Here is a 20,476-nt window from a genome sequence, read left to right on the forward strand (position 1 = left end):
ACCTAGCTCTTACGCATCAGTAGCCAGAGGCTAATCAGGAAGAACGACGTGCTCGGCAGCAACGCGCCAATAATCGGCGGAATGCCGTATACCAGCGTCAGCGGGCCGAAAATCTGGTCCAGTAAGTAGAAAACAAAGCCGAAGCTGATCCCCGTCACCACGCGCACACCCATTGGCACGCTACGCAGCGGACCAAAGATAAACGACAGCGCCATCAGCATCATCACCGCCACGGAAAGCGGCTGGAAAATTTTACTCCACATCTGGAGCTGATAACGCCCGGCATCCTGACCGCTTGATTTCAGGTACTTCACGTAATTGTGCAGACCGCTAATCGACAGCGCATCGGGGTCCAGCGCCACCACGCCCAGTTTGTCCGGCGTGAGGTTGGTCTTCCAGGTGCCGGTCAGCGTCTGTGCGCCGGTCACTTGTTTCGGATCGGTCAGGTTGGATTCATCCACCTGCGACAGCCGCCACATCTTCGTGTCTTTATCGAACTTCGCTAAAGCGGCATAGCGAACGGACTGTAAACGGCGCTGATCGTTGAAGGCGTAAATACTCACGCCACCCAGTTCATCATCGCTTTTCACCCGCTCGATATAGACAAACGTCTGGCCATCTTTCGCCCACAACCCCTGCTGGGTAGACAGCAGCGAACCGCCATACATTGACTGTGCGCGTTGGTTACGCGCCATTTGTTCGCCCTGCGGCGCCACCCATTCGCCAATCGCCATGGTTAACAACACCAGCGGGATGGCGGTTTTCATCACTGACAACGCCACCTGCATACGGGTATACCCCGACGCCTGCATGACCACCAGTTCACTACGCTGGGCCAGCATCCCCAGCCCCAACAGTGCGCCAAGCAGCGCCGCCATCGGGAAGAAGATCTGAATATCTTTCGGCACGCTGAGGATGGTATAAAGCCCCGCCCCCATCGCGTCATAGCTGCCCTGCCCAGCCTTTTTCAACTGATCGACAAATTTAATAATGCCGGAGAGCGACACCAGCATGAACAGCGTCATCATGATGGTGGTAAAAATGGTTTTACCGATATAACGGTCAAGTACGCCAAACGCCTGCATTATACGGCTCCTCTGCCCATCACACGGGCGCGAATCCGACGCATCGGTACCGTGTCCCACAAGTTCAGACCCATCGCCAATGCCAGGTACACCAGGTTAACCGCCCACATCCAAATAAACGGATCGATTTTGCCTTTTGCGGCATTGGATCGCAGGGAGGTTTGTAGCAGGAAGAACACCAGATACAGCAGCATGGCCGGCAACATCGACAGCACGCGTCCCTGACGTGGGTTCACCACGCTCAGCGGCACGACCATCAGCGCCATCATAAATACGGTGAATATGAGTGTCAGACGCCAGTGTAACTCTGCCCTGGCTCGTGGGTTATCCGTTTTCCACAGCGTATCAAGCCCCATCTGCTCAGTATCGTCCGGGTCCAGCGTCACCGCCTGGTGGCCGATAATCGCCTGATAATCTTTGAAATCAGTGATGCGGAAATCACGCAACAGCGCCGTCCCTTCAAAGCGGGTGCCGGTGGTCAGGGTGACTATCTGAGAGCCGTCTTTGAGTTGCGAAAGATGACCTGAATCAGCCACCACAACAGACGGGCGGGCATTGCCTTTCGTGCGAATCTGCGCCAGGAAGACATCGTGGAATTTGCTGCCTTCCACGCTTTCGATAAACAGTACCGAGTTGCCGTCAGAGGCCGGCTGGAACTGCCCTTGCGCCAGTGCCGCCATGCCAGGGTTGGCTTTGGCATCGGCCAGCACCGATTCCTGATGGCGCGATGACCAGGGGCTGAGCCACATGACGTTAGCCGCCGCCAGTGCTCCAGTGAACAGCGCCAGAATCATCGCCGCTTTGACCAGCACAGCCCGGCTCAGGCCGCAGGCGTGCATGACCGTAATTTCACTTTCGGTATAAAGTTTGCCCAGCGTCATGAGCAGACCGAGGAACAGACTGAGCGGCAGGATAAGTTGCGCCATCTCTGGCACACCGAGGCCCAGTAGCGAGAGTACCAGGTTCGTGGGGATTTCGCCGTCGACCGCTGCGCCGAGGATCCTCACCAGTTTCTGACAGAAAAAGATCAGAAGCAGAATGAAGAGGATCGCAAACTGGCTTTTTAGCGTCTCCCGCGCAAGATATCTTATGATTATCACTTTATATTACGCCCGTAAAAACCAGTCTTTTTACTGGAAAATCGCTTGTTTCGTGGCTTAAACGTCATTTATTCTCTTGAGTCGTCGAAATCATCGCTAAGATTAATATACTCAGCGGTAAAACGTATCCGACCCGTATCTGACGTGCCGAAACCTAAGTATCGTTAAGATTAACACGAAGTCACCGCAACAGCGGACATGAGTTACGAAAGCTTGCAATTATATACTCAATGGATTTCGAGTTGCAGAAAGGCGGCGAGACTGTGAAACCCCGGAACTTACATGCCGTAAGTGACAGGAGTGAGCAGGCGTAGCCAACGCATCTGCGGTTTGAAAGAGGTCGAGTATATCTGTAGCCCCTGCTGTTGTCTTTAAGATTCAGGAGTATAGTGCATGGAGTTCAGTGTAAAAAGCGGTAGCCCGGAGAAACAGCGGAGTGCCTGCATCGTTGTGGGTGTTTTTGAACCGCGCCGTCTCTCTCCGATTGCCGAGCAACTCGACAAGATCAGCGACGGATATATCAGCGCACTGCTGCGCCGTGGCGAACTGGAAGGCAAACCGGGCCAGACCCTGCTGCTGCACCACGTTCCGAATGTCCTCTCCGAACGCATTCTGTTGATTGGTTGCGGTAAAGAACGCGAACTGGATGAACGTCAGTACAAGCAGGTCATTCAGAAAACCATTAATACCCTGAATGATACGGGTTCAATGGAAGCCGTTTGCTTCCTGACCGAGCTACACGTTAAAGGCCGCAACACCTACTGGAAAGTGCGCCAGGCGGTCGAGACAGCAAAAGAATCCCTCTACAGCTTTGACCAGTTGAAAACCAACAAAAGCGAGCCGCGTCGCCCGCTGCGTAAAATGGTTTTCAATGTGCCAACCCGTCGTGAACTGACGAGCGGCGAGCGCGCAATCCAGCATGGTCTGGCGATTGCTGCGGGCATCAAAGCGGCGAAAGACCTCGGCAATATGCCGCCAAATATCTGTAATGCGGCGTACCTCGCCTCTCAGGCGCGCCAACTGGCAGACAGCTACAGTAAAAACGTCATCACCCGCGTCATTGGCGAGCAGCAGATGCGCGAGCTGGGGATGCACTCTTACCTCGCCGTCGGCGCGGGCTCACAAAACGAATCGCTGATGTCGGTTATCGAATATAAAGGTAATCCGTCAGAAGACGTGCGTCCTGTTGTCCTGGTCGGTAAAGGCCTGACCTTCGACTCCGGCGGTATCTCCATCAAGCCGGCCGAAGGGATGGATGAGATGAAGTACGACATGTGCGGCGCGGCGGCGGTGTATGGCGTGATGCGGATGGTGGCCGAACTGCAACTACCTATTAACGTTATCGGCGTGCTGGCGGGCTGTGAAAACATGCCGGGCGGGCGCGCTTATCGTCCGGGCGACGTGCTGACCACTATGTCAGGCCAGACCGTTGAAGTGCTGAATACCGACGCCGAAGGCCGTCTGGTGTTGTGCGATGTGTTGACTTACGTTGAGCGCTTCGAACCGGAAGCGGTTATCGATGTGGCGACCCTGACCGGCGCGTGCGTGATTGCCCTGGGCCACCACATCACCGGCCTGATGTCGAACCATAACCCGCTGGCGCACGAGCTGATTGGCGCGTCCGAGCAGGCGGGCGACCGCGCATGGCGTCTGCCGTTAGGCGATGAGTACTACGAGCAACTGGATTCCAATTTTGCCGATATGGCGAACATTGGCGGTCGTCCAGGCGGCGCGATTACCGCAGGCTGCTTCCTGTCGCGCTTTGCCCGCAAGTACAATTGGGCGCATCTGGACATCGCCGGTACCGCGTGGCGCTCCGGTAAAGCCAAAGGCGCAACCGGTCGTCCTGTGGCCATGCTGTCGCAGTTCCTGCTGAACCGCGCCGGGTTTACTGGCGAAGAGTAGTTTTACTCCCTCTCCCTCAGGGAGAGTACCGGGGTAAGGGTGTTATGATCCGCCCTCACCCTAACCCTCTCCCGCTGGGAGAGGGGATCTGTTCCCTGCTCTCTGGGGATGTAATCCACCATAAGAAGCCCCATATCATGAAGAACGCCACGTTTTATCTTCTGGACAATGAAACCACCGTCGACGGCCTGAGCGCCGTGGAACAACTGGTGTGTGAGGTTGCCGCAGAACGTTGGCGCAATGGCAAACGCGTGCTGATTGCCTGCGAAGACGAGCAGCAGGCGCTGCGGCTCGATGAAGCGCTGTGGGCACGACCGCCGGAGAGTTTTGTACCGCACAACCTCGCCGGTGAAGGCCCCAGAGGCGGTGCGCCTGTCGAAATTGCCTGGCCGCAAAAGCGCAACGGTAACCCGCGCGATATTCTCATCAGTTTGCGGACAAACTTTGCAGATTTTGCCACCGCTTTCACAGAAGTGATAGACTTCGTTCCTTACGAAGATTCTTTGAAACAACTGGCTCGCGAACGCTATAAAGCCTATCGCATGGCTGGTTTCAACCTGAACACGGCAACCTGGAAATAATGGAAAAGACATACAACCCCCAAGAGATCGAACAGCCGCTTTACGAGCATTGGGAAAAGCAGGGCTACTTCAAACCGAATGGCGATGAAAGCCAGGAAAGCTTCTGCATCATGATCCCTCCGCCGAACGTCACCGGCAGTTTGCACATGGGTCACGCCTTCCAGCAGACCATCATGGATACCATGATTCGCTACCAGCGTATGCAGGGCAAAAACACCCTGTGGCAGGCAGGTACCGACCACGCGGGTATCGCAACCCAGATGGTGGTTGAGCGTAAGATTGCCGCCGAAGAAGGTAAAACCCGCCACGATTACGGCCGCGACGCCTTTATCGACAAAATCTGGCAGTGGAAAGCAGAATCCGGCGGCACTATTACTCGTCAGATGCGCCGTCTGGGCAACTCCGTGGACTGGGAGCGCGAGCGCTTCACCATGGACGAAGGGCTCTCCAATGCTGTGAAAGAAGTATTCGTCCGTCTGTACAAAGAAGACCTGATTTACCGTGGTAAGCGTCTGGTGAACTGGGACCCGAAACTGCGCACCGCGATTTCTGACCTCGAAGTGGAAAACCGCGAGTCCAAAGGGTCCATGTGGCATATTCGCTACCCGCTGGCTGACGGCGCAAAAACCGCCGACGGCAAAGATTATCTGGTGGTCGCCACCACCCGTCCGGAAACCCTGCTGGGCGATACCGGCGTGGCGGTTAACCCTGAAGACCCGCGTTATAAAGATTTGATTGGCAAATATGTGGTTCTGCCGCTGGTGAATCGCCGTATTCCGATCGTGGGTGACGAGCACGCCGACATGGAAAAAGGCACCGGCTGCGTGAAAATCACCCCGGCGCACGACTTCAACGACTACGAAGTCGGGAAACGTCACGCCCTGCCAATGATCAATATCCTGACCTTTGACGGCGACATTCGCGAAACCGCGGAAGTGTACGACACCAAAGGCAACGAATCTGACGTCTACTCCAATGAAATCCCGGCGGAATTCCAGAAACTGGAACGCTTTGCTGCCCGTAAAGCCGTGGTTGCCGCGGTTGACGCGTTGGGTCTGCTCGAAGAGATCAAACCGCACGATCTGACCGTTCCCTACGGCGACCGTGGTGGCGTGGTTATCGAGCCGATGCTGACCGACCAGTGGTACGTGCGTGCTGACGTCCTGGCGAAACCGGCAGTTGAAGCGGTTGAAAACGGCGATATCCAGTTCGTGCCGAAGCAGTACGAAAATATGTACTTCTCCTGGATGCGCGATATTCAGGACTGGTGTATCTCCCGTCAGCTGTGGTGGGGCCACCGCATCCCGGCATGGTATGACAACAGCGGCAACGTCTACGTTGGCCGTAACGAAGCCGAAGTGCGCCAGGAAAATAACCTGGGCGCTGACGTTGCCCTGCGCCAGGACGAAGACGTACTGGACACCTGGTTCTCCTCTGCCCTGTGGACCTTCTCTACCCTCGGCTGGCCGGAAAACACCGATGCCCTGCGTCAGTTCCACCCAAGTACCGTGATGGTCTCTGGCTTCGACATCATCTTCTTCTGGATTGCCCGCATGATCATGATGACCATGCACTTCATCAAAGATGAAAATGGTAAGCCGCAGGTGCCGTTCCATACCGTCTACATGACCGGTCTGATTCGTGATGACGAAGGCCAGAAAATGTCCAAGTCCAAGGGTAACGTTATTGACCCGCTGGATATGGTGGACGGTATTTCCCTGGCGGATCTGCTGGAGAAACGTACCGGCAACATGATGCAGCCGCAGCTGGCGGAAAAAATCCGTAAGCGTACCGAGAAACAGTTCCCTAATGGCATTGAGCCGCACGGCACCGATGCCCTGCGCTTCACCCTGGCTGCGCTGGCGTCGACCGGTCGCGACATCAACTGGGATATGAAGCGTCTGGAAGGTTACCGCAACTTCTGTAACAAGCTGTGGAACGCCAGCCGTTTCGTGCTGATGAATACCGAAGATCAGGATTGCGGCTTCAACGGCGGCGATATGGTGCTTTCCCTCGCCGATCGCTGGATCCTGGCGGAATTCAACCAGACCGTGAAAGCGTACCGCGAAGCGCTGGATAACTTCCGCTTCGATATCGCCGCGGGCATCCTGTATGAATTCACCTGGAACCAGTTCTGCGACTGGTATCTGGAGCTGACCAAGCCAGTGATGAGCGGCGGTTCTGAGGCGGAGCTGCGCGGCACGCGTAACACGCTGGTGAATGTGCTGGAAGCGTTGCTGCGTTTGGCGCACCCGATTATTCCGTTTATCACTGAAACCATCTGGCAGCGCGTGAAAGTGCTGAAAGGCATTACCGCTGATACCATCATGCTGCAGCCGATCCCGCAGTACGATGCCGCTCAGGTGGATGAAGCCGCGCTGGCTGACACTGAATGGCTGAAACAGGCGATCGTAGCAGTACGTAACATTCGTGCCGAGATGAACATCTCCCCGGGTAAACCGCTGGAGCTGCTGCTGCGTGGTTGCAGTAAAGATGCGGAGCGTCGTGTGAACGATAACCGCAGCTTCCTGCTGAATCTGGCGCGTCTGGAAAGCATCACCGTACTGCCTGCCGATGACAAAGGTCCGGTTTCCGTGACCAAAATCATCGACGGCGCCGAGCTGCTGATCCCGATGGCGGGTCTGATTAACAAAGAAGACGAGCTGGCGCGTCTGGCGAAAGAAGTGGCGAAGATCGACGCCGAAATTGGTCGTATCGAAAGCAAACTGTCCAACGAAGGCTTTGTGGCACGCGCACCGGAAGCGGTGATTGCCAAAGAGCGTGAGAAACTGGACGGCTATGCAGAGGCTAAAACCAAGCTGATTGAACAGCAGGCGGTTATTAGCGCACTGTAATCGCACCAGCTGTAGCCCCGGTAAGCGTCAGCGCCACCGGGGATTATCCCGGATGCGGCTGCGCCTGATCCGGGCTACGGTTCAGGTAGCCCGGGTAAGCACAGCGCACCCGGGACTTCCCGGATGCGGCGTAAACGCCTGATCCAGGCTACGGCTCAGGTAGCCCGGGTAAGCGCAGCGCACCCGGGACTTCCCGGATGCGGCGTAAACGCCTGATCCGGGCTACGGTTCTGGTAGCCCGGGTAAGCGCAGCGCACCCGGGAACCCTCCTTAGAATACCGCCGGGAAGAACGACAGCCCGCGCGCCAGCAGATTTGCCGGATCTTTCGCCGGTTGCTGACCGTGATTTTCCAGCGTCAGATTCTGCAACTCACCATGAACATGGGTATTTTCCAGCACATAGCGAGTAAAGCGAACTTTGGCCCACGGATACGCCAGGAACAGGGTGATCATGCACACCAGCGTATTGGTAATCGACAGCCACAGTACACGTCCGAGCGTCACGGTAGAGGAGAAGCGAATGTGTCCTGCCAGCGTAATTTGCCCGTAAACGTAATTACGCATTTTCACGAAGGCATACATAAAGCAGACAATAATCCCGAACAGATAAATCACATACGCCAGCGCCATCTTGCCGTAGAAAGGCCCGGCTAACACCGCCAGTTGTTCAGGACTATCGCCCACCACCTGGGAATATTGCATCAGCGTATAGAAGGCCGGCACGATGATAAACAGCGACAGTGCCAGGAACGGGAACAGCAGCAACATAGAGCAGAGCGCAATCCAGATACACTTCTTAATGGAATAGGTCGCGGCAAATTTCTGCGTGCCGTATTGTAGGTTATTCACCAGCATGCCATACCACTGAGCTGTGTAGACCCCCTGCATGATGGCGGAACCCAACAGCAATGCCAGCGTGCCAATACCTATTCCCACAATAATCGCCGTATAGGAACCCATGCTGATGGTGCTGGACATAAACAGCGAAAACACCACCACTGAGACAGTCATAATTAACAACGGGCAGCCCAGCATCACCCACCAGGCGCGCAGCGGGCTGGCGTAAAAGCTAAAGCGTACATTATTAATCTCCGTCATCAGGAATTGATAACGCAGCCCCTGTGTCACCAGCCATGGGAAAAACAGTAAAAACAGCCCTATCATACAAAGGGATAACCCAACGTTATTATGCGCCATGTTAACCAGAAAGATGATATACAGCACCATGATGCACAGCCAGCCAACAAATACTGAGCGGCCGGTGGCGTGATAAGAAAAACGCGCCCCCTGCAGATCGGTATTCTCATAAAAATAACGGCGGGCACGCACCAGCGCCCAGGGCAGAAACAACCCAAAGGTGACGATGGTGAGTAAGACGTTGACCAGCCAGATCCAGAAATATCCCGCGCCACTTCCCTGAAACACAAAATTCCGGGAAGGCGACGCCGCAGCACCACCATTTTCGAAAGTCATAACAATCCTTATCGTAAATCAGAACAACATCAATTAAGCCATAGAAATATTGCGGTATTTTTATTTCCGTTATTAAGTTTAGTAAACTTTGTACTAAAAATGTAGCGCCCAATATTACTGGTCTTGTCAGCGAAAGAGAGTGATGGTATGGCAGGGAAACGGCGATAAGCGCAAATAAAGGCCGAAGCAGACTCCGGCCTTTTGGTTTTATATGAAAGGAACCACCGGCAGCACCCCGCGCGAAATCAGAGCGAGAAAGCCTTTCTCAACCTGCTCGTCATGATCTGTCAGCGCAACGTCGTCCAGGTTCCCTTCCACATGGGAATGAGTGGCCTGATATCGGATAAAGCGCATTTTCATCCACGGATAAGCAATGCCGAGCGTAATAACGGAAACAGCGATCAATTGCAGCAGTTGCACCACAACACCATGAAATGTCAGCGTGGAAGCAAAACGAATACGTCCGTCCGCCAGCGTCAGGCCATTCACAAAGTGATTGCGAAAAGCCTGCCAGATATAGGCCGATGAGAGCAAAATGGCGCCAATATAGAGCAGATAGCACAGCAGGATTTGCCCCGGAAACCCTGAAAGCCCCTCATCCCCCGAACCGTTAATCGCACGCAGCATCGCCATACTGCTGTAGGACGTCGAGAGTAAGTAAAACATCAGCCCCAGAAACGGAACCAGAATACAGAAAGAAAACAGACAGGCTTTGATGCAATATGTCGTACTGACGCGAATATCGAATTTATGCACGCCGAATTGTCCGCCTTTTCCGGTCAGGGCGAGCCATTTGGCATAGACATAGCCATTGATCACACTCATCCCCACAATGCCGATAAGCGCCAGAATAATAATTTTCACCAATAAGCCATCAAAATTATAACCGCTGAACATCATATTCCCGATACCAAAGATAATCACGCACAGCAAAATAAGCAGCAATGTGGGCAGCCCCATCATTATCCACCAGGCACTTTTCATTGCGCAATGAAAGGCAAAACGGACATTATTTAATGTGGTCATCAGCGCATTGTATTGCAGGCTTTTCACCATAAAGAAAGGCATAACCAGCATCAGTAAAAAGATCACCAGAGAACCTAAGAATGGATGAAGAAGTTCGGCCACAAGGATGAGGATAAAAAGGAATATCGACATCAGCAACCAACTCAAAAACAGCGCTCCGCCCCTGGCATGATAGCCAAAACGCGCACCATTTAACTCCATGTTTTCGTATACGTAGCGCCGGGAGCGTACCATTGCCCAGGGGACATAAACCCCTAACGTAATAACACTCAGCAGAATATTAACCAGAGAAATAAGAAAATAATCCAGACCTTTGCCATGAAATATAAATGTGCGCCGCGTTTTATTCGTATAACGGATATCACCGTTCATAACTACATCATCCTTAAATATAAGCATTGATTCGATAAATAATGATTATCACTTCCGTGAAGCGCGCAACATAACGTATCTCTTTAACGATCACACCACAATTAAACGACTTGCAGCCACTTTCAGAGAGTGATATTAAATACGCGTATAAATACATATGTTTTATTGAGTGAGTCTATGAATGTTGTGGCCAAGCAGAGCGTGACATTACGCCGGATAACTGCCGGAGATAATGCCGCGATTGCCTCCGTTATTCGTCAGGTTTCTGCCGAATACGGCCTTACCGCCGATAAAGGTTATACCGTAGCGGACCCCAACCTGGACGAGTTGTATCAGCTCTACAGCCAGCCGGGGCACGCCTATTGGGTGGTGGAGCAGGATGGCAGAGTGGTAGGCGGCGGCGGTGTCGCCCCTCTGAAATGTAGTGAGCCGGATATCTGCGAACTGCAAAAGATGTATTTCCTGCCTGCCGCGCGCGGTCAGGGGCTGGCGAAGAAGCTGGCGCTGCTGGCCCTTGAACACGCCCGCGCCCAGGGCTTCACCCGTTGTTACCTGGAAACGACCGCATTCTTAAAAGAGGCGATTGGCCTGTATGAACATCTCGGATTTAGCCATATCAGCGGGCCGCTGGGCTGTACCGGGCATGTGGATTGCGAAGTACGAATGCTGAAAACACTGTAATTTCTCCCGGTCCTTTCCTTTTCTACTGGAAAGGACCGGAACCTCTTCTTTACTGATTCTCCGGCGCCATAATCAGACGAATCATTCCCGCCGACTGATCCTGTGGCAACGTCAGCACGTTACTCCACAAGTCCTGCACAATGTCGCAGGCAACTTTCTCTTTGCCGACACCTTTACGCGGGTCCGGCATGATCTCAATATCCTGACCGTATTTCTTGACCAGCAGCGCAATAATTGGTTGCAGATGCTGCTGCGCGTCCTGCCGTTCTTTATCTGTTACCGTATGTCGGTTGACGCCGTAGGCAGCGCGCATCATCGCGGCATCAATATTCATGCGTTTCATCAGGAAATCACCCGGCAATATTTTCGCCGGATTGATTCCCCCTTTCACCGCCGGGAACAGGAAACGGAAGCAATTATCATCGCTGACTTTCTGAATGGCCGCGGTTTGCTCCATATTGATCTGCATATAAGCGATCACGTTTTCATCAGGGGCATTTTGTAAACGCATCATCTGCACCCCAATGATCTGCGGTTGTATATAATCAATAATCTGCTGAGGGGTTTTTCCCTCTTTTTCCATATTCTTCGCCGTAGTGCGAATGGTTTCCAGCAACTGAGGTTCTTGCTCACGCAAGACCTGGTAGGTCGGCATGCTGCTTATTGCACGGAACGCCACGTCCATTTGCGATTCACCGCTATTTTGCAGCCAGGGCGCAATATACTGCCGATAGCTAACGTTCCAGACCAGAATCGCCACCGCGATAATGACCGCCGAGGTAATACCGCCGATTTTCCCTTTCCGGCGCAGATACTGAGTTAGTGCTGCCGCCAGACCGGCGACCAGAGCGGAGAGTAAAACAGACGTCCAGTTCATTTCAGGTTCCTTGTAACCACTGTGCTGATTGTTGTACCAGCCCGGCGGGGATTGTCACCTGGCGGGCGAAATAACGACTGATTCTGGTAGGTCAGCCCGGCACGCCGCTGTGAAAACGAAACTCCGGGTCAGGCGAAGTAATCAGTTCGGCTTCGAGCTCACCGAAATAGCGAACCCGTGGTGCGATATCCGTTTCCGAGACCTGCTGTGCCAGCGCAAGATAATCCTGGTAGTGGCGGGCTTCGGAACGCAGCAATGACAGATAGAATTTTTGTAAATCCTCTTCCAGATACGGTGCCAGCGCGGCAAAACGTTCGCAGGATCGCGCTTCGATATAAGCACCGCAAATCAGCTTGTCGATAAGCGTGAGCGGCTCATGGGTACGCACGCCTTTGAGCATCCCTTTCGCATAGCGACTGGCCGTGATCTTCACATAGGGGATGTTCCTGACAAGCATGGCTTCGCGCACCTGCCAGAAATGATGCAGCTCTTCTTTGATAAGCAGCACCATACTGTCGATGAGCGCCCTGCCCCATGGGTCATCCGCTTTTGGCATCGCGCCTTTAGCAATCTGCTTGTGCAGCGCCACAAAGTCCGGTTCCGGCCCTTCACGAAAGGCGAAGGCTTCATAGGGTTTCAGCCATTCAAGCAGCGTATCGGCCCCGCTTTTATCTGCCACATATTTACGCACCAGCAGCATAGCGGTTTGCGCGGCTTTCAATTCGCAGACCATATGATCGGTGAGCAACAGCGGAAGATTTTGCGGGTCGCGGGCTTTATCTATCCAGGTCTGAGGTGTTGGGCAATGCAGAAAATGTAAAACCGGGGAGAGTATTTGCGGGTAATCCATGGCTGTTCCTTGCACTGCGGCAGCCGTAGCCGCCGCATAGGGAAGACTTAGTGGCGTACGCCGTTGTCGTCTTCATCCTCGTAGTCGTCTTCTTCGCCGTCTTCGTCTTCACCGTTCGGGTCTTCGTAGTAGGTGCCCCAACCGTCATACTCGACGTCAAATTTCTCAGCCAGGTTAATCAGTTGTTCAACTTGTGCGTCAATCAGCTCTGCATTCAGCGCGGATTCGCTCAGGATGTCGCAGCAAATTACCACTTCGCCCTCTTCCAGCTCCAGCTCTTCCGGCTCGGTCACTTCATAACCCAGTTTGAACGCTTCAACGGCCACTTTTTCCAGTGTCTCGAAGTCATCTGCCGACAGGTGATGCTCAATGGTGTAGAGCGCATCAGGATCGCTGCCATCTTCCAGCAATTCTTCAATAATCAGACGCGTCTCTTCGCGCTGTTCTTCCAGGTGTTCCGGGTTCGCCATGGCTCATTCCTCATAATGTGGCAGATAGAGATATTGTCACATACCGTTGGCAATGCCTCCACTCCTGGCGGAAAAGATTTATTCATTTGGCTTGCAAATGAATATTCATACATATAAATTGAATTTTAATTCAATAAGTGGCTTTAGCCAGGTGAGGGAACCATGTCGTCGTTTTACCAGAAACATTTTTTGAAATTGCTCGATTTTACCCCTGCTGAAATCAATGCTCTGCTGCAACTTGCCGCCAAACTCAAAACTGATAAGAAAAATGGCAAGGAACAACAAAAACTTACCGGTAAAAACATCGCGCTCATCTTCGAAAAAGACTCAACTCGCACCCGGTGCTCTTTCGAAGTTGCCGCATTTGACCAGGGCGCTCGCGTCACGTATCTCGGCCCAAGCGGCAGTCAGATTGGGCATAAAGAATCAATTAAGGATACCGCGCGGGTCCTGGGCAGAATGTACGACGGTATTCAGTATCGCGGCTACGGCCAGGAGATCGTCGAAACCCTGGCCCAGTTTGCTGGTGTTCCGGTGTGGAACGGCCTGACCAATGAGTTTCACCCGACGCAGTTACTGGCTGACCTGCTGACCATGCAAGAGCATATGCCGGGCAAAGCGTTTAATGAAATGACGCTGGTTTATGCAGGCGATGCACGCAACAACATGGGCAACTCCATGCTGGAAGCGGCAGCGCTGACCGGGCTGGATTTGCGCCTCGTCGCCCCGACAGCCTGCTGGCCGGAAGCCACGCTGGTCGCGAAGTGTAAAGCGCTGGCGGAGAAAAACGGCGGCAACATTACGCTGACCGAGGATATCGCCGCAGGGGTGAAAGGCGCGGACTTTATCTACACCGATGTATGGGTGTCGATGGGCGAGGCAAAAGAGAAGTGGGCCGAGCGTATTAATCTGCTGCGCCCGTATCAGGTGAATAGCCAGATGCTGACCCTGACCGGAAACCCGGATGTGAAATTCCTGCACTGCCTGCCTGCGTTCCATGACGACCAGACGACGCTTGGCAAGAAGATGGCGGAAGAGTTCGGTCTGCACGGCGGCATGGAAGTCACCGACGAGGTGTTTGAATCGGCGGCCAGTATTGTGTTTGATCAGGCGGAAAACCGCATGCACACCATTAAAGCGGTGATGGTGGCGACGCTGGCGCAAGCATAGTGCTGTCTGCCCACCCTCACCCCTGCCCTCTCGATCGTAGCCCGGATAAGGTGCGTTAAGCGCCGCATCCGGGAACGGTGAGGGGAAACAGCAGCGATTTACGCCACCAGCACCTTCACCACCACTTTACGCACCTGTGCGGGCGCACCCACGGCGCAGAGCGGTTTATGGACTTCACCTGGGTAGAACACCACAAAATCCCCTTCGCTCAGTACCACGGTTTTTTCCTGACCGCCTTCCGGCAGGAACGCGATATCTTTATCCGCCAGCCAGTCGGTGTCAGGCTCGCCCGCAGGCAGGGTACTGAATGTCATCCCTTCCTGGCCTTTCAGTACAATCTGGATATCCAGATAACGGGCGTGATATTCGGCGCGACGCTCGGCAAACGGCTGTGTCATATCTTCCGAAACCAGATAAAACAGGTTGTTGCCGTCAATATCATGCTTCCCGGTCGGGGTGGCATCCGACACATGGGCTTTAACGTGTTCAATGGCCTGGCGCAGTTCTTCCGGCAACCAGCTTTGTAAGTGGTGAATGTTGCCAACGATCATAACTATCTCCTTAAGATAAAACATCGTTTCATTTTTAGCTTTTATACGGAAAAATGCCGCTGCTCACCACCCCTTTTTAGCGAAGAGTTGCGCTTGCGCATGTTTATTCCGCCAGAGTGGCAGTACAACTATTCTCAGGTTCGCAAATTAATTAGTTATTTATTATTTATGCATTTATATGCAGATAAACCGATTGCCTGACGCAAATGTTGCATTAATCGCTTGAAACCGAAAAGTAGCTGAGTATAATCGCGGACAATTTGCCGGGAGGAAGCATGGTCCAGTGTGTTCGACATAGTGTCCCTGGGCGTCTGAAAAAAGACGCAGGCCTGCCGTTTTTCTTCCCGTTGCTTACCCCATTCCACAGCCCCTCTATTGAGGGGCTTTTTTTTGCGCAGTCGTCAGGAGATAAACATGGCTAACCCGCTATATCAAAAACATATCATTTCCATAAACGATCTCAGCCGCGAAGAACTTGAACTGGTGCTGAACACGGCAGCTCGACTGAAAGCCAACCCGCAGCCGGAGTTACTCAAGCACAAAGTGATCGCAAGCTGCTTCTTTGAAGCTTCAACGCGTACCCGCCTGTCGTTTGAAACGTCCATGCATCGCCTGGGGGCGAGCGTGGTGGGCTTCTCTGACAGTAGCAACACCTCGCTCGGTAAAAAGGGCGAAACGCTGGCGGACACGATTTCAGTGATCAGCACCTACGTGGATGCGATTGTGATGCGCCACCCGCAGGAAGGGGCCGCCCGTCTGGCGACCGAGTTTTCCGGCGGCATTCCTGTTCTGAACGCGGGCGACGGCGCTAATCAGCACCCGACGCAGACCCTGCTGGATCTGTTTACCATTCAGGAAACCCAGGGCCGTCTGGAGAACCTCAACATCGCGATGGTCGGCGACCTGAAATATGGTCGCACCGTGCACTCACTGGCGCAGGCGCTGGCAAAGTTTAACGGCAACCGCTTCTACTTTATCGCCCCGGATGCGCTGGCCATGCCACAGTACATTCTGGATATGCTCGATGAGAAAGGACTGACCTGGAGCCTTCACGCCAGCATCGAAGAGGTGATGGCTGAGGTCGATATTCTGTATATGACCCGCGTGCAGAAAGAGCGCCTGGATCCGTCCGAGTACGCCAGCGTGAAGGCCCAGTTCATCCTGCGTGCTAACGACCTCATCGGCGCACGCAGCAACATGAAAGTGCTGCACCCGCTGCCGCGTGTGGATGAGATCACCACCGACGTGGATAAGACGCCGCACGCCTGGTATTTCCAGCAGGCCGGTAACGGCATCTTTGCGCGTCAGGCATTGCTGGCACTGGTTCTGAATAGTGATTTGGCGCAGTAAGGGGAAACGACAATGACACACGACAACAAACTCCAGGTCGAAGCGATTAATCGCGGTACCGTGATTGACCACATTCCGGCGCAGGTGGGCTTTAAGCTGCTGACGCTGTTTAAACTGACGGAAACCGAGCAGCGCATCACTATCGGTCTGAATCTGCCGTCAGGCGAAATGGGCCGCAAAGACCTGATCAAAATCGAAAATACTTTCCTGACGGATGAGCAGGTAAACCAGCTGGCGCTGTATGCCCCGCAGGCGACGGTAAACCGCATCGACAATTACGAAGTGGTAAGCAAGTCTCATCCGAATCTGCCAGATCGTATCGACAGCGTGCTGGTCTGCCCGAACAGCAACTGCATCAGCCACGCTGAGCCGGTCTCTTCCAGCTTCGCGGTGAAAAAACGCCCGCACGATATCGCCCTGAAATGCAAATACTGTGAAAAAGAGTTTTCGCATTCTGTGGTACTGGCAGGGTAATGAATGCAGGTGTGTACGCCTGGTGCGACACACCTGTTACTCATGTATATAATGAGCCCCGACCTTATTACCGCTGTAATTCAGGAGAAATCATGACTAAAACTATCGCGACGGAAAATGCACCAGCAGCAATCGGCCCTTATGTACAGGGTGTTGATCTCGGCAGCATGATCATCACTTCCGGTCAGATCCCGGTTGATCCGAAAACCGGTAGCGTGCCGGAAGACGTTTCTGCCCAGGCGCGTCAGTCGCTGGAAAACGTGAAAGCTATCGTGGAAGCCGCAGGTCTTAACGTGGGTGATATCGTGAAAACGACGGTGTTCGTGAAAGATCTGAACGACTTCGCGACCGTTAACGCGACCTACGAAGCATTCTTTACTGAGCACAAAGCCACCTTCCCGGCGCGTTCCTGCGTAGAAGTGGCGCGCCTGCCGAAAGATGTGAAGATTGAAATCGAAGCGATTGCCGTACGTCGCTAAGGTTTTCCCGGATGCGGCGCAAGCGCCTTATCCGGGCTACCACGTAGCCCCGGTAAGCGACAGCGCCACCGGGGATGCTTTTATCACTTACTGCCAGCCATACCTGCGGCTGTAGAAGCCTTTCACCATCTGCGTCAGCGTCATGTATCCGGCGAGGATCGCAATCAGCCACGGGAAGTAAGAAAGCGGTAATGCCTGCAGTTGCAGATAGCTTGCCAGTGGCGAGAACGGCAGCGCGATACCTACCAGAATCACCATCACCGTCATCATGATCAGCGGCCAGGCGGCGCGGCTTTGAATAAACGGCACGCGGCGAGTACGGATCATATGCACAATCAGCGTCTGCGACAGTAGCCCTTCCACAAACCAGCCCGACTGGAACAGCGTCTGGGCTTCCGGCACATTCGCCTTAAATACCCACCACATAACGCAAAATGTCAGAATATCGAAAATGGAGCTGATCGGACCGAAAAAGATCATAAAGCGACCGAGATCGGCAGGGTTCCAGCGCTGCGGTTGACGAATCTGCTCATCATCCACGTTATCAAACGGAATCGCCACCTGGGATACATCATAAAGCAGGTTCTGAATCAGCAAGTGTAACGGCAACATGGGCAGGAACGGCAGGAAGGCGCTCGCCACCAGCACGCTGAACACGTTACCAAAGTTAGAACTGGCCGTCATTTTGATGTATTTCAGCATGTTAGCGAAGGTTTTACGCCCTTCAATAACCCCCTCTTCCAGCACCATCAGGCTTTTTTCCAGCAGGATGATATCGGCCGCTTCACGGGCAATATCCACCGCGCCATCAACGGAAATACCGATATCCGCCGCGCGCAACGCCGGGGCGTCGTTGATGCCGTCGCCCATAAAGCCCACCACATGCCCTTCACGACGCAGCAGGGTCACAATGCGTTCTTTATGCATCGGCGTCAGGCGCGCAAACAACGTGGTACGTTTCGCCAGCGCTGCCAGTTCGTCATCACCCAGATGCTCAATTTGGTTGCCCGTCACCACCTCGCCCACATCCAGCCCGACTTCCAGGCAGACTTTCGCCGCCACCAGCTCGCTATCGCCGGTCAAAATTTTCACCGTCACGCCGCTGGCTTTCAGCGCTTTCAGCGCCGGCGCCGTGGTTTCTTTCGGCGGATCGAGGAATGCAATATAGCCTTCCAGGATCAGGTCGGATTCGTCCACGCGATGGTAATCACCGCTGCGTGCTGGGAGATATTTGGTTGCCACCGCCACCACCCGCAACCCCTGGCGGTTCTGCGTTTCGGTGACGCGCTGAATACGGCGCAACATGGTTTCATCCAGCGGCACAATGTCGCCGTTGTAACGTACCTGGCTGCAAACGTTGAGGATCTCCTGCAATGCCCCTTTGCAAATCAGTTGATGGGCATCTGCGTTTTCAGCGACCACGACCGACATGCGGCGACGCTCGAAATCGAAAGGGATCTCGTCAATTTTCTGCCAGCGGGTAGAGAGCGTGCGTGCGGCTTCCGCGTCCACCCCTTCCAGCACCGCCGTATCAAGCAGGTTTTTTAACCCCGTCTGATAGTGGCTATTCAGCCACGCACAGTGCAGCACCCGTTCGCTGACTTTACCGGCGATATCCGTGTGGTTTTCCAGCACGATTTTATCCTGCGTTAACGTACCTGTTTTGTCGGTACACAGGATGTCCATAGCGCCAAAGTTTTGAATCGCATCCAGATGCTTGACGATCACTTTCTGTTTCGACAGTTTCACCGCCCCGCGAGCCAGGGTAGAGGTGACGATCATCGGCAGCATTTCCGGCGTCAGCCCCACGGCAACCGAGAGCGAAAACAGCGCCGCTTCCCACCAGTCACCTTTGGTGAAGCCATTAATCAACAATACTACTGGCGTCATTACCATCATAAAGCGGATAAGCAACATACTGACGCGGCCAATCCCTTTCTGGAACGCATTCGGCTCGCTCTCTTGCTCGCTCACGCGCCCGGCCAGTTGCCCAAACCAGGTGTTGCCGCCCGTGGCGATGACCACCGCCTGCGCCGTACCGCTCACCACGTTGGTGCCCATAAAACAGAGGGTGTCGCTTTCCAGCGGGTTGGTCTGATCCGCTGTGCGGGTTTTTGCCACTTTTTCTACTGGCAGGGATTCGCCGGTCAGCGACGCCTGTGCCACGAACAGGTCGCGCGCCTGCACCACACGCAGGTCAGCCGGGATCATGTCGCCTGCCGCCAGTTTGACGATATCGCCAGGAACCAGTTGGTCGAGCGGGATCTCCATCCAGCGGTTTTCCCCCTGCTCATTGGCTACACGCAGCACCGTTGCAGTATTGCTGACCATCGCCTTGAGCGCATCCGCCGCTTTGGTGGATCGCGCTTCCTGAATAAAATTCAGGAAAGTCGAGATGGCGACCATTAGCGCAATCACACCGGCGGCGAACAGGTCTTCAGACGCGTAGGAGAAAATCCCCAGACAGGTCAGCAGCAGGTTAAACGGGTTGCGATAGCAGGACCACAGGTGACCCCACCAGGGCACCCGACGCTGCCCTGGGATCTGGTTAACACCGTGTTGTTCCCGTGCGTCCTGCACCTCTTTTTCATTCAGCCCTTCCGGATGGCTGTTGAGTTGTTGCCACAGTTCGGCGAGTTCCATCGTCGACAGGGCCAGGCAGCGATCGCTTAACGAGGCCGGGACGTCGACGTGTTGAATATTTGCGGCGTCAGGCAGCGGGTCACGCTGCACGAGACGGCGAGGTAAGTGGCGGTTAAGCCGGGCCAGGAGTCGGGTGATATTTTTGAACATAGTAGTCATCCTTGCCCCCGCATCACGCGGGTGCCACTACACGCCATCATCCACGCAGTCTCTTCGTTGGCTTCCCCTGTTCACACCGGTCACTTACCTCAATAAGCATCCCGGCGATGCCCAGTCTTGCCGCCTCGACACATCGCGAATGATTTTGTGCATTGCCGCGGGCACGGAACATCCGCGCCAGCAGGCGTTTTCAGTTATGCAGGGACGTCTTGCGTCACTGCCTTACGTTTCCGATAAGGCAGCAAAGGCGGGCTTACCGGAAAGAGTATCTCCGTCGTGGGAGAGGTGCGGGATCAGGGTCCATAAAACCTCCGGTAAGGGTGAAAAGGGAACTATCTCAAGCGCCGCTATTATAACTCCGGTGAATTAAACCGA

The 20,476-nt window shown here is 54.1% G+C and carries 21 protein-coding genes; 10 read left to right on the top strand and 11 right to left on the bottom strand.

What is annotated here, in order from left to right; all coding sequences use genetic code 11:
* Window positions 1–2: 2 nt before the first annotated feature.
* The 3 genes from lptG to AB182_RS33135 all read right to left on the bottom strand — a co-directional run bounded on the left by lptG (window position 3) and on the right by AB182_RS33135 (window position 2,300).
* On the bottom strand, window positions 3–1,085 hold the full coding sequence (lptG, locus tag AB182_RS22315) for an LPS export ABC transporter permease LptG (RefSeq protein WP_047372006.1): 1,083 nt from the start codon (window positions 1,083–1,085) through the stop codon (window positions 3–5).
* Complete coding sequence (lptF, locus tag AB182_RS22320; RefSeq protein WP_047372007.1) at window positions 1,085–2,185, bottom strand: LPS export ABC transporter permease LptF; 1,101 nt, start codon at window positions 2,183–2,185, stop codon at window positions 1,085–1,087. Before lptF ends, lptG begins: the two co-directional genes overlap by 1 nt.
* A gap of 64 nt (window positions 2,186–2,249) precedes the next feature.
* Window positions 2,250–2,300: a hypothetical protein gene (locus AB182_RS33135; RefSeq protein ID WP_216637209.1), complete on the bottom strand. Its 51-nt coding sequence runs from the start codon at window positions 2,298–2,300 to the stop codon at window positions 2,250–2,252.
* Between the two features lie 278 nt (window positions 2,301–2,578).
* Between AB182_RS33135 and pepA the strand changes: the two genes are divergently transcribed.
* The 3 genes from pepA to AB182_RS22335 all read left to right on the top strand — a co-directional run bounded on the left by pepA (window position 2,579) and on the right by AB182_RS22335 (window position 7,526).
* Window positions 2,579–4,090: a leucyl aminopeptidase gene (gene pepA / locus AB182_RS22325; protein ID WP_047372008.1), complete on the top strand. Its 1,512-nt coding sequence runs from the start codon at window positions 2,579–2,581 to the stop codon at window positions 4,088–4,090.
* 137 nt (window positions 4,091–4,227) lie between these two features.
* Entirely contained in the window at window positions 4,228–4,671 is a 444-nt protein-coding gene (holC, locus tag AB182_RS22330) for a DNA polymerase III subunit chi (RefSeq protein ID WP_047372009.1), read from the top strand.
* Window positions 4,671–7,526 carry a valine--tRNA ligase gene (locus AB182_RS22335; protein WP_047372010.1) on the top strand — a complete coding sequence of 952 codons (2,856 nt, stop codon included), beginning with the start codon at window positions 4,671–4,673 and terminating at the stop codon, window positions 7,524–7,526. Before holC ends, AB182_RS22335 begins: the two co-directional genes overlap by 1 nt.
* Window positions 7,527–7,796: 270 nt before the next feature.
* Here the strand turns inward: AB182_RS22335 and AB182_RS22340 are convergent, their stop codons facing one another.
* The gene (locus AB182_RS22340) at window positions 7,797–8,999 is read right to left on the bottom strand and encodes a YjgN family protein (protein WP_047372011.1); all 1,203 of its coding nucleotides are present in this window, start codon (window positions 8,997–8,999) and stop codon (window positions 7,797–7,799) included.
* A gap of 207 nt (window positions 9,000–9,206) precedes the next feature.
* The gene (locus tag AB182_RS22345) at window positions 9,207–10,397 is read right to left on the bottom strand and encodes a YjgN family protein (protein WP_047372012.1); all 1,191 of its coding nucleotides are present in this window, start codon (window positions 10,395–10,397) and stop codon (window positions 9,207–9,209) included.
* Window positions 10,398–10,574: 177 nt separating this feature from the next.
* On the opposite strand from AB182_RS22345, the gene AB182_RS22350 reads away from it, so the two are divergent.
* Window positions 10,575–11,078 (top strand): GNAT family N-acetyltransferase, encoded by a 504-nt coding sequence (locus AB182_RS22350; RefSeq protein ID WP_047372013.1) that lies wholly within the window; start codon window positions 10,575–10,577, stop codon window positions 11,076–11,078.
* A gap of 49 nt (window positions 11,079–11,127) precedes the next feature.
* Here AB182_RS22350 and AB182_RS22355 read toward each other — a convergent pair whose 3' ends face one another.
* The 3 genes from AB182_RS22355 to rraB form a co-directional block, all read right to left on the bottom strand.
* Window positions 11,128–11,955, bottom strand: coding sequence for a hypothetical protein (locus AB182_RS22355; RefSeq protein WP_047372014.1), 828 nt, complete (start codon window positions 11,953–11,955; stop codon window positions 11,128–11,130).
* Window positions 11,956–12,046: 91 nt separating this feature from the next.
* Window positions 12,047–12,805, bottom strand: a complete 759-nt coding sequence (gene miaE, locus AB182_RS22360; RefSeq protein WP_047372015.1) for a tRNA isopentenyl-2-thiomethyl-A-37 hydroxylase MiaE — start codon at window positions 12,803–12,805, stop codon at window positions 12,047–12,049.
* Between the two features lie 47 nt (window positions 12,806–12,852).
* On the bottom strand, window positions 12,853–13,275 hold the full coding sequence (gene rraB / locus AB182_RS22365; protein WP_047372016.1) for a ribonuclease E inhibitor RraB: 423 nt from the start codon (window positions 13,273–13,275) through the stop codon (window positions 12,853–12,855).
* A gap of 97 nt (window positions 13,276–13,372) precedes the next feature.
* Between rraB and argL the strand changes: the two genes are divergently transcribed.
* Together argL and argF are read left to right on the top strand one after the other, a co-directional pair.
* Window positions 13,373–13,468, top strand: a complete 96-nt coding sequence (gene argL, locus AB182_RS33395) for a putative translational regulatory protein ArgL (protein WP_380081253.1) — start codon at window positions 13,373–13,375, stop codon at window positions 13,466–13,468.
* Window positions 13,438–14,445 carry an ornithine carbamoyltransferase gene (gene argF / locus AB182_RS22370; RefSeq protein WP_047372017.1) on the top strand — a complete coding sequence of 336 codons (1,008 nt, stop codon included), beginning with the start codon at window positions 13,438–13,440 and terminating at the stop codon, window positions 14,443–14,445. Before argL ends, argF begins: the two co-directional genes overlap by 31 nt.
* Before the next feature lie 98 nt (window positions 14,446–14,543).
* Here argF and AB182_RS22375 read toward each other — a convergent pair whose 3' ends face one another.
* Window positions 14,544–14,996 carry a YhcH/YjgK/YiaL family protein gene (locus AB182_RS22375; protein WP_047372018.1) on the bottom strand — a complete coding sequence of 151 codons (453 nt, stop codon included), beginning with the start codon at window positions 14,994–14,996 and terminating at the stop codon, window positions 14,544–14,546.
* 275 nt (window positions 14,997–15,271) lie between these two features.
* On the opposite strand from AB182_RS22375, the gene pyrL reads away from it, so the two are divergent.
* The 4 genes from pyrL (at window position 15,272) to ridA (ending at window position 17,299) form a co-directional block, all read left to right on the top strand.
* Window positions 15,272–15,418, top strand: a complete 147-nt coding sequence (gene pyrL, locus AB182_RS31005; RefSeq protein ID WP_071845936.1) for a pyr operon leader peptide — start codon at window positions 15,272–15,274, stop codon at window positions 15,416–15,418.
* On the top strand, window positions 15,411–16,346 hold the full coding sequence (pyrB, locus tag AB182_RS22380; RefSeq protein WP_047372019.1) for an aspartate carbamoyltransferase: 936 nt from the start codon (window positions 15,411–15,413) through the stop codon (window positions 16,344–16,346). Before pyrL ends, pyrB begins: the two co-directional genes overlap by 8 nt.
* A gap of 12 nt (window positions 16,347–16,358) precedes the next feature.
* Window positions 16,359–16,820, top strand: a complete 462-nt coding sequence (gene pyrI, locus AB182_RS22385; protein WP_047372020.1) for an aspartate carbamoyltransferase regulatory subunit — start codon at window positions 16,359–16,361, stop codon at window positions 16,818–16,820.
* A 92-nt stretch (window positions 16,821–16,912) separates the two neighbouring features.
* Window positions 16,913–17,299, top strand: coding sequence for a 2-iminobutanoate/2-iminopropanoate deaminase (ridA, locus tag AB182_RS22390; RefSeq protein ID WP_047372021.1), 387 nt, complete (start codon window positions 16,913–16,915; stop codon window positions 17,297–17,299).
* Window positions 17,300–17,386: 87 nt separating this feature from the next.
* Here ridA and mgtA read toward each other — a convergent pair whose 3' ends face one another.
* Both mgtA and mgtL read right to left on the bottom strand, forming a co-directional pair.
* Entirely contained in the window at window positions 17,387–20,092 is a 2,706-nt protein-coding gene (mgtA, locus tag AB182_RS22395; RefSeq protein ID WP_047372022.1) for a magnesium-translocating P-type ATPase, read from the bottom strand.
* A 262-nt stretch (window positions 20,093–20,354) separates the two neighbouring features.
* Window positions 20,355–20,405 (bottom strand): mgtA regulatory leader peptide MgtL, encoded by a 51-nt coding sequence (gene mgtL, locus AB182_RS33400; RefSeq protein WP_222708289.1) that lies wholly within the window; start codon window positions 20,403–20,405, stop codon window positions 20,355–20,357.
* Window positions 20,406–20,476: the final 71 nt, after the last annotated feature.

Source organism: Phytobacter ursingii (assembly GCF_001022135.1).
Classification (GTDB): Bacteria; Pseudomonadota; Gammaproteobacteria; order Enterobacterales; family Enterobacteriaceae; genus Phytobacter; species Phytobacter ursingii.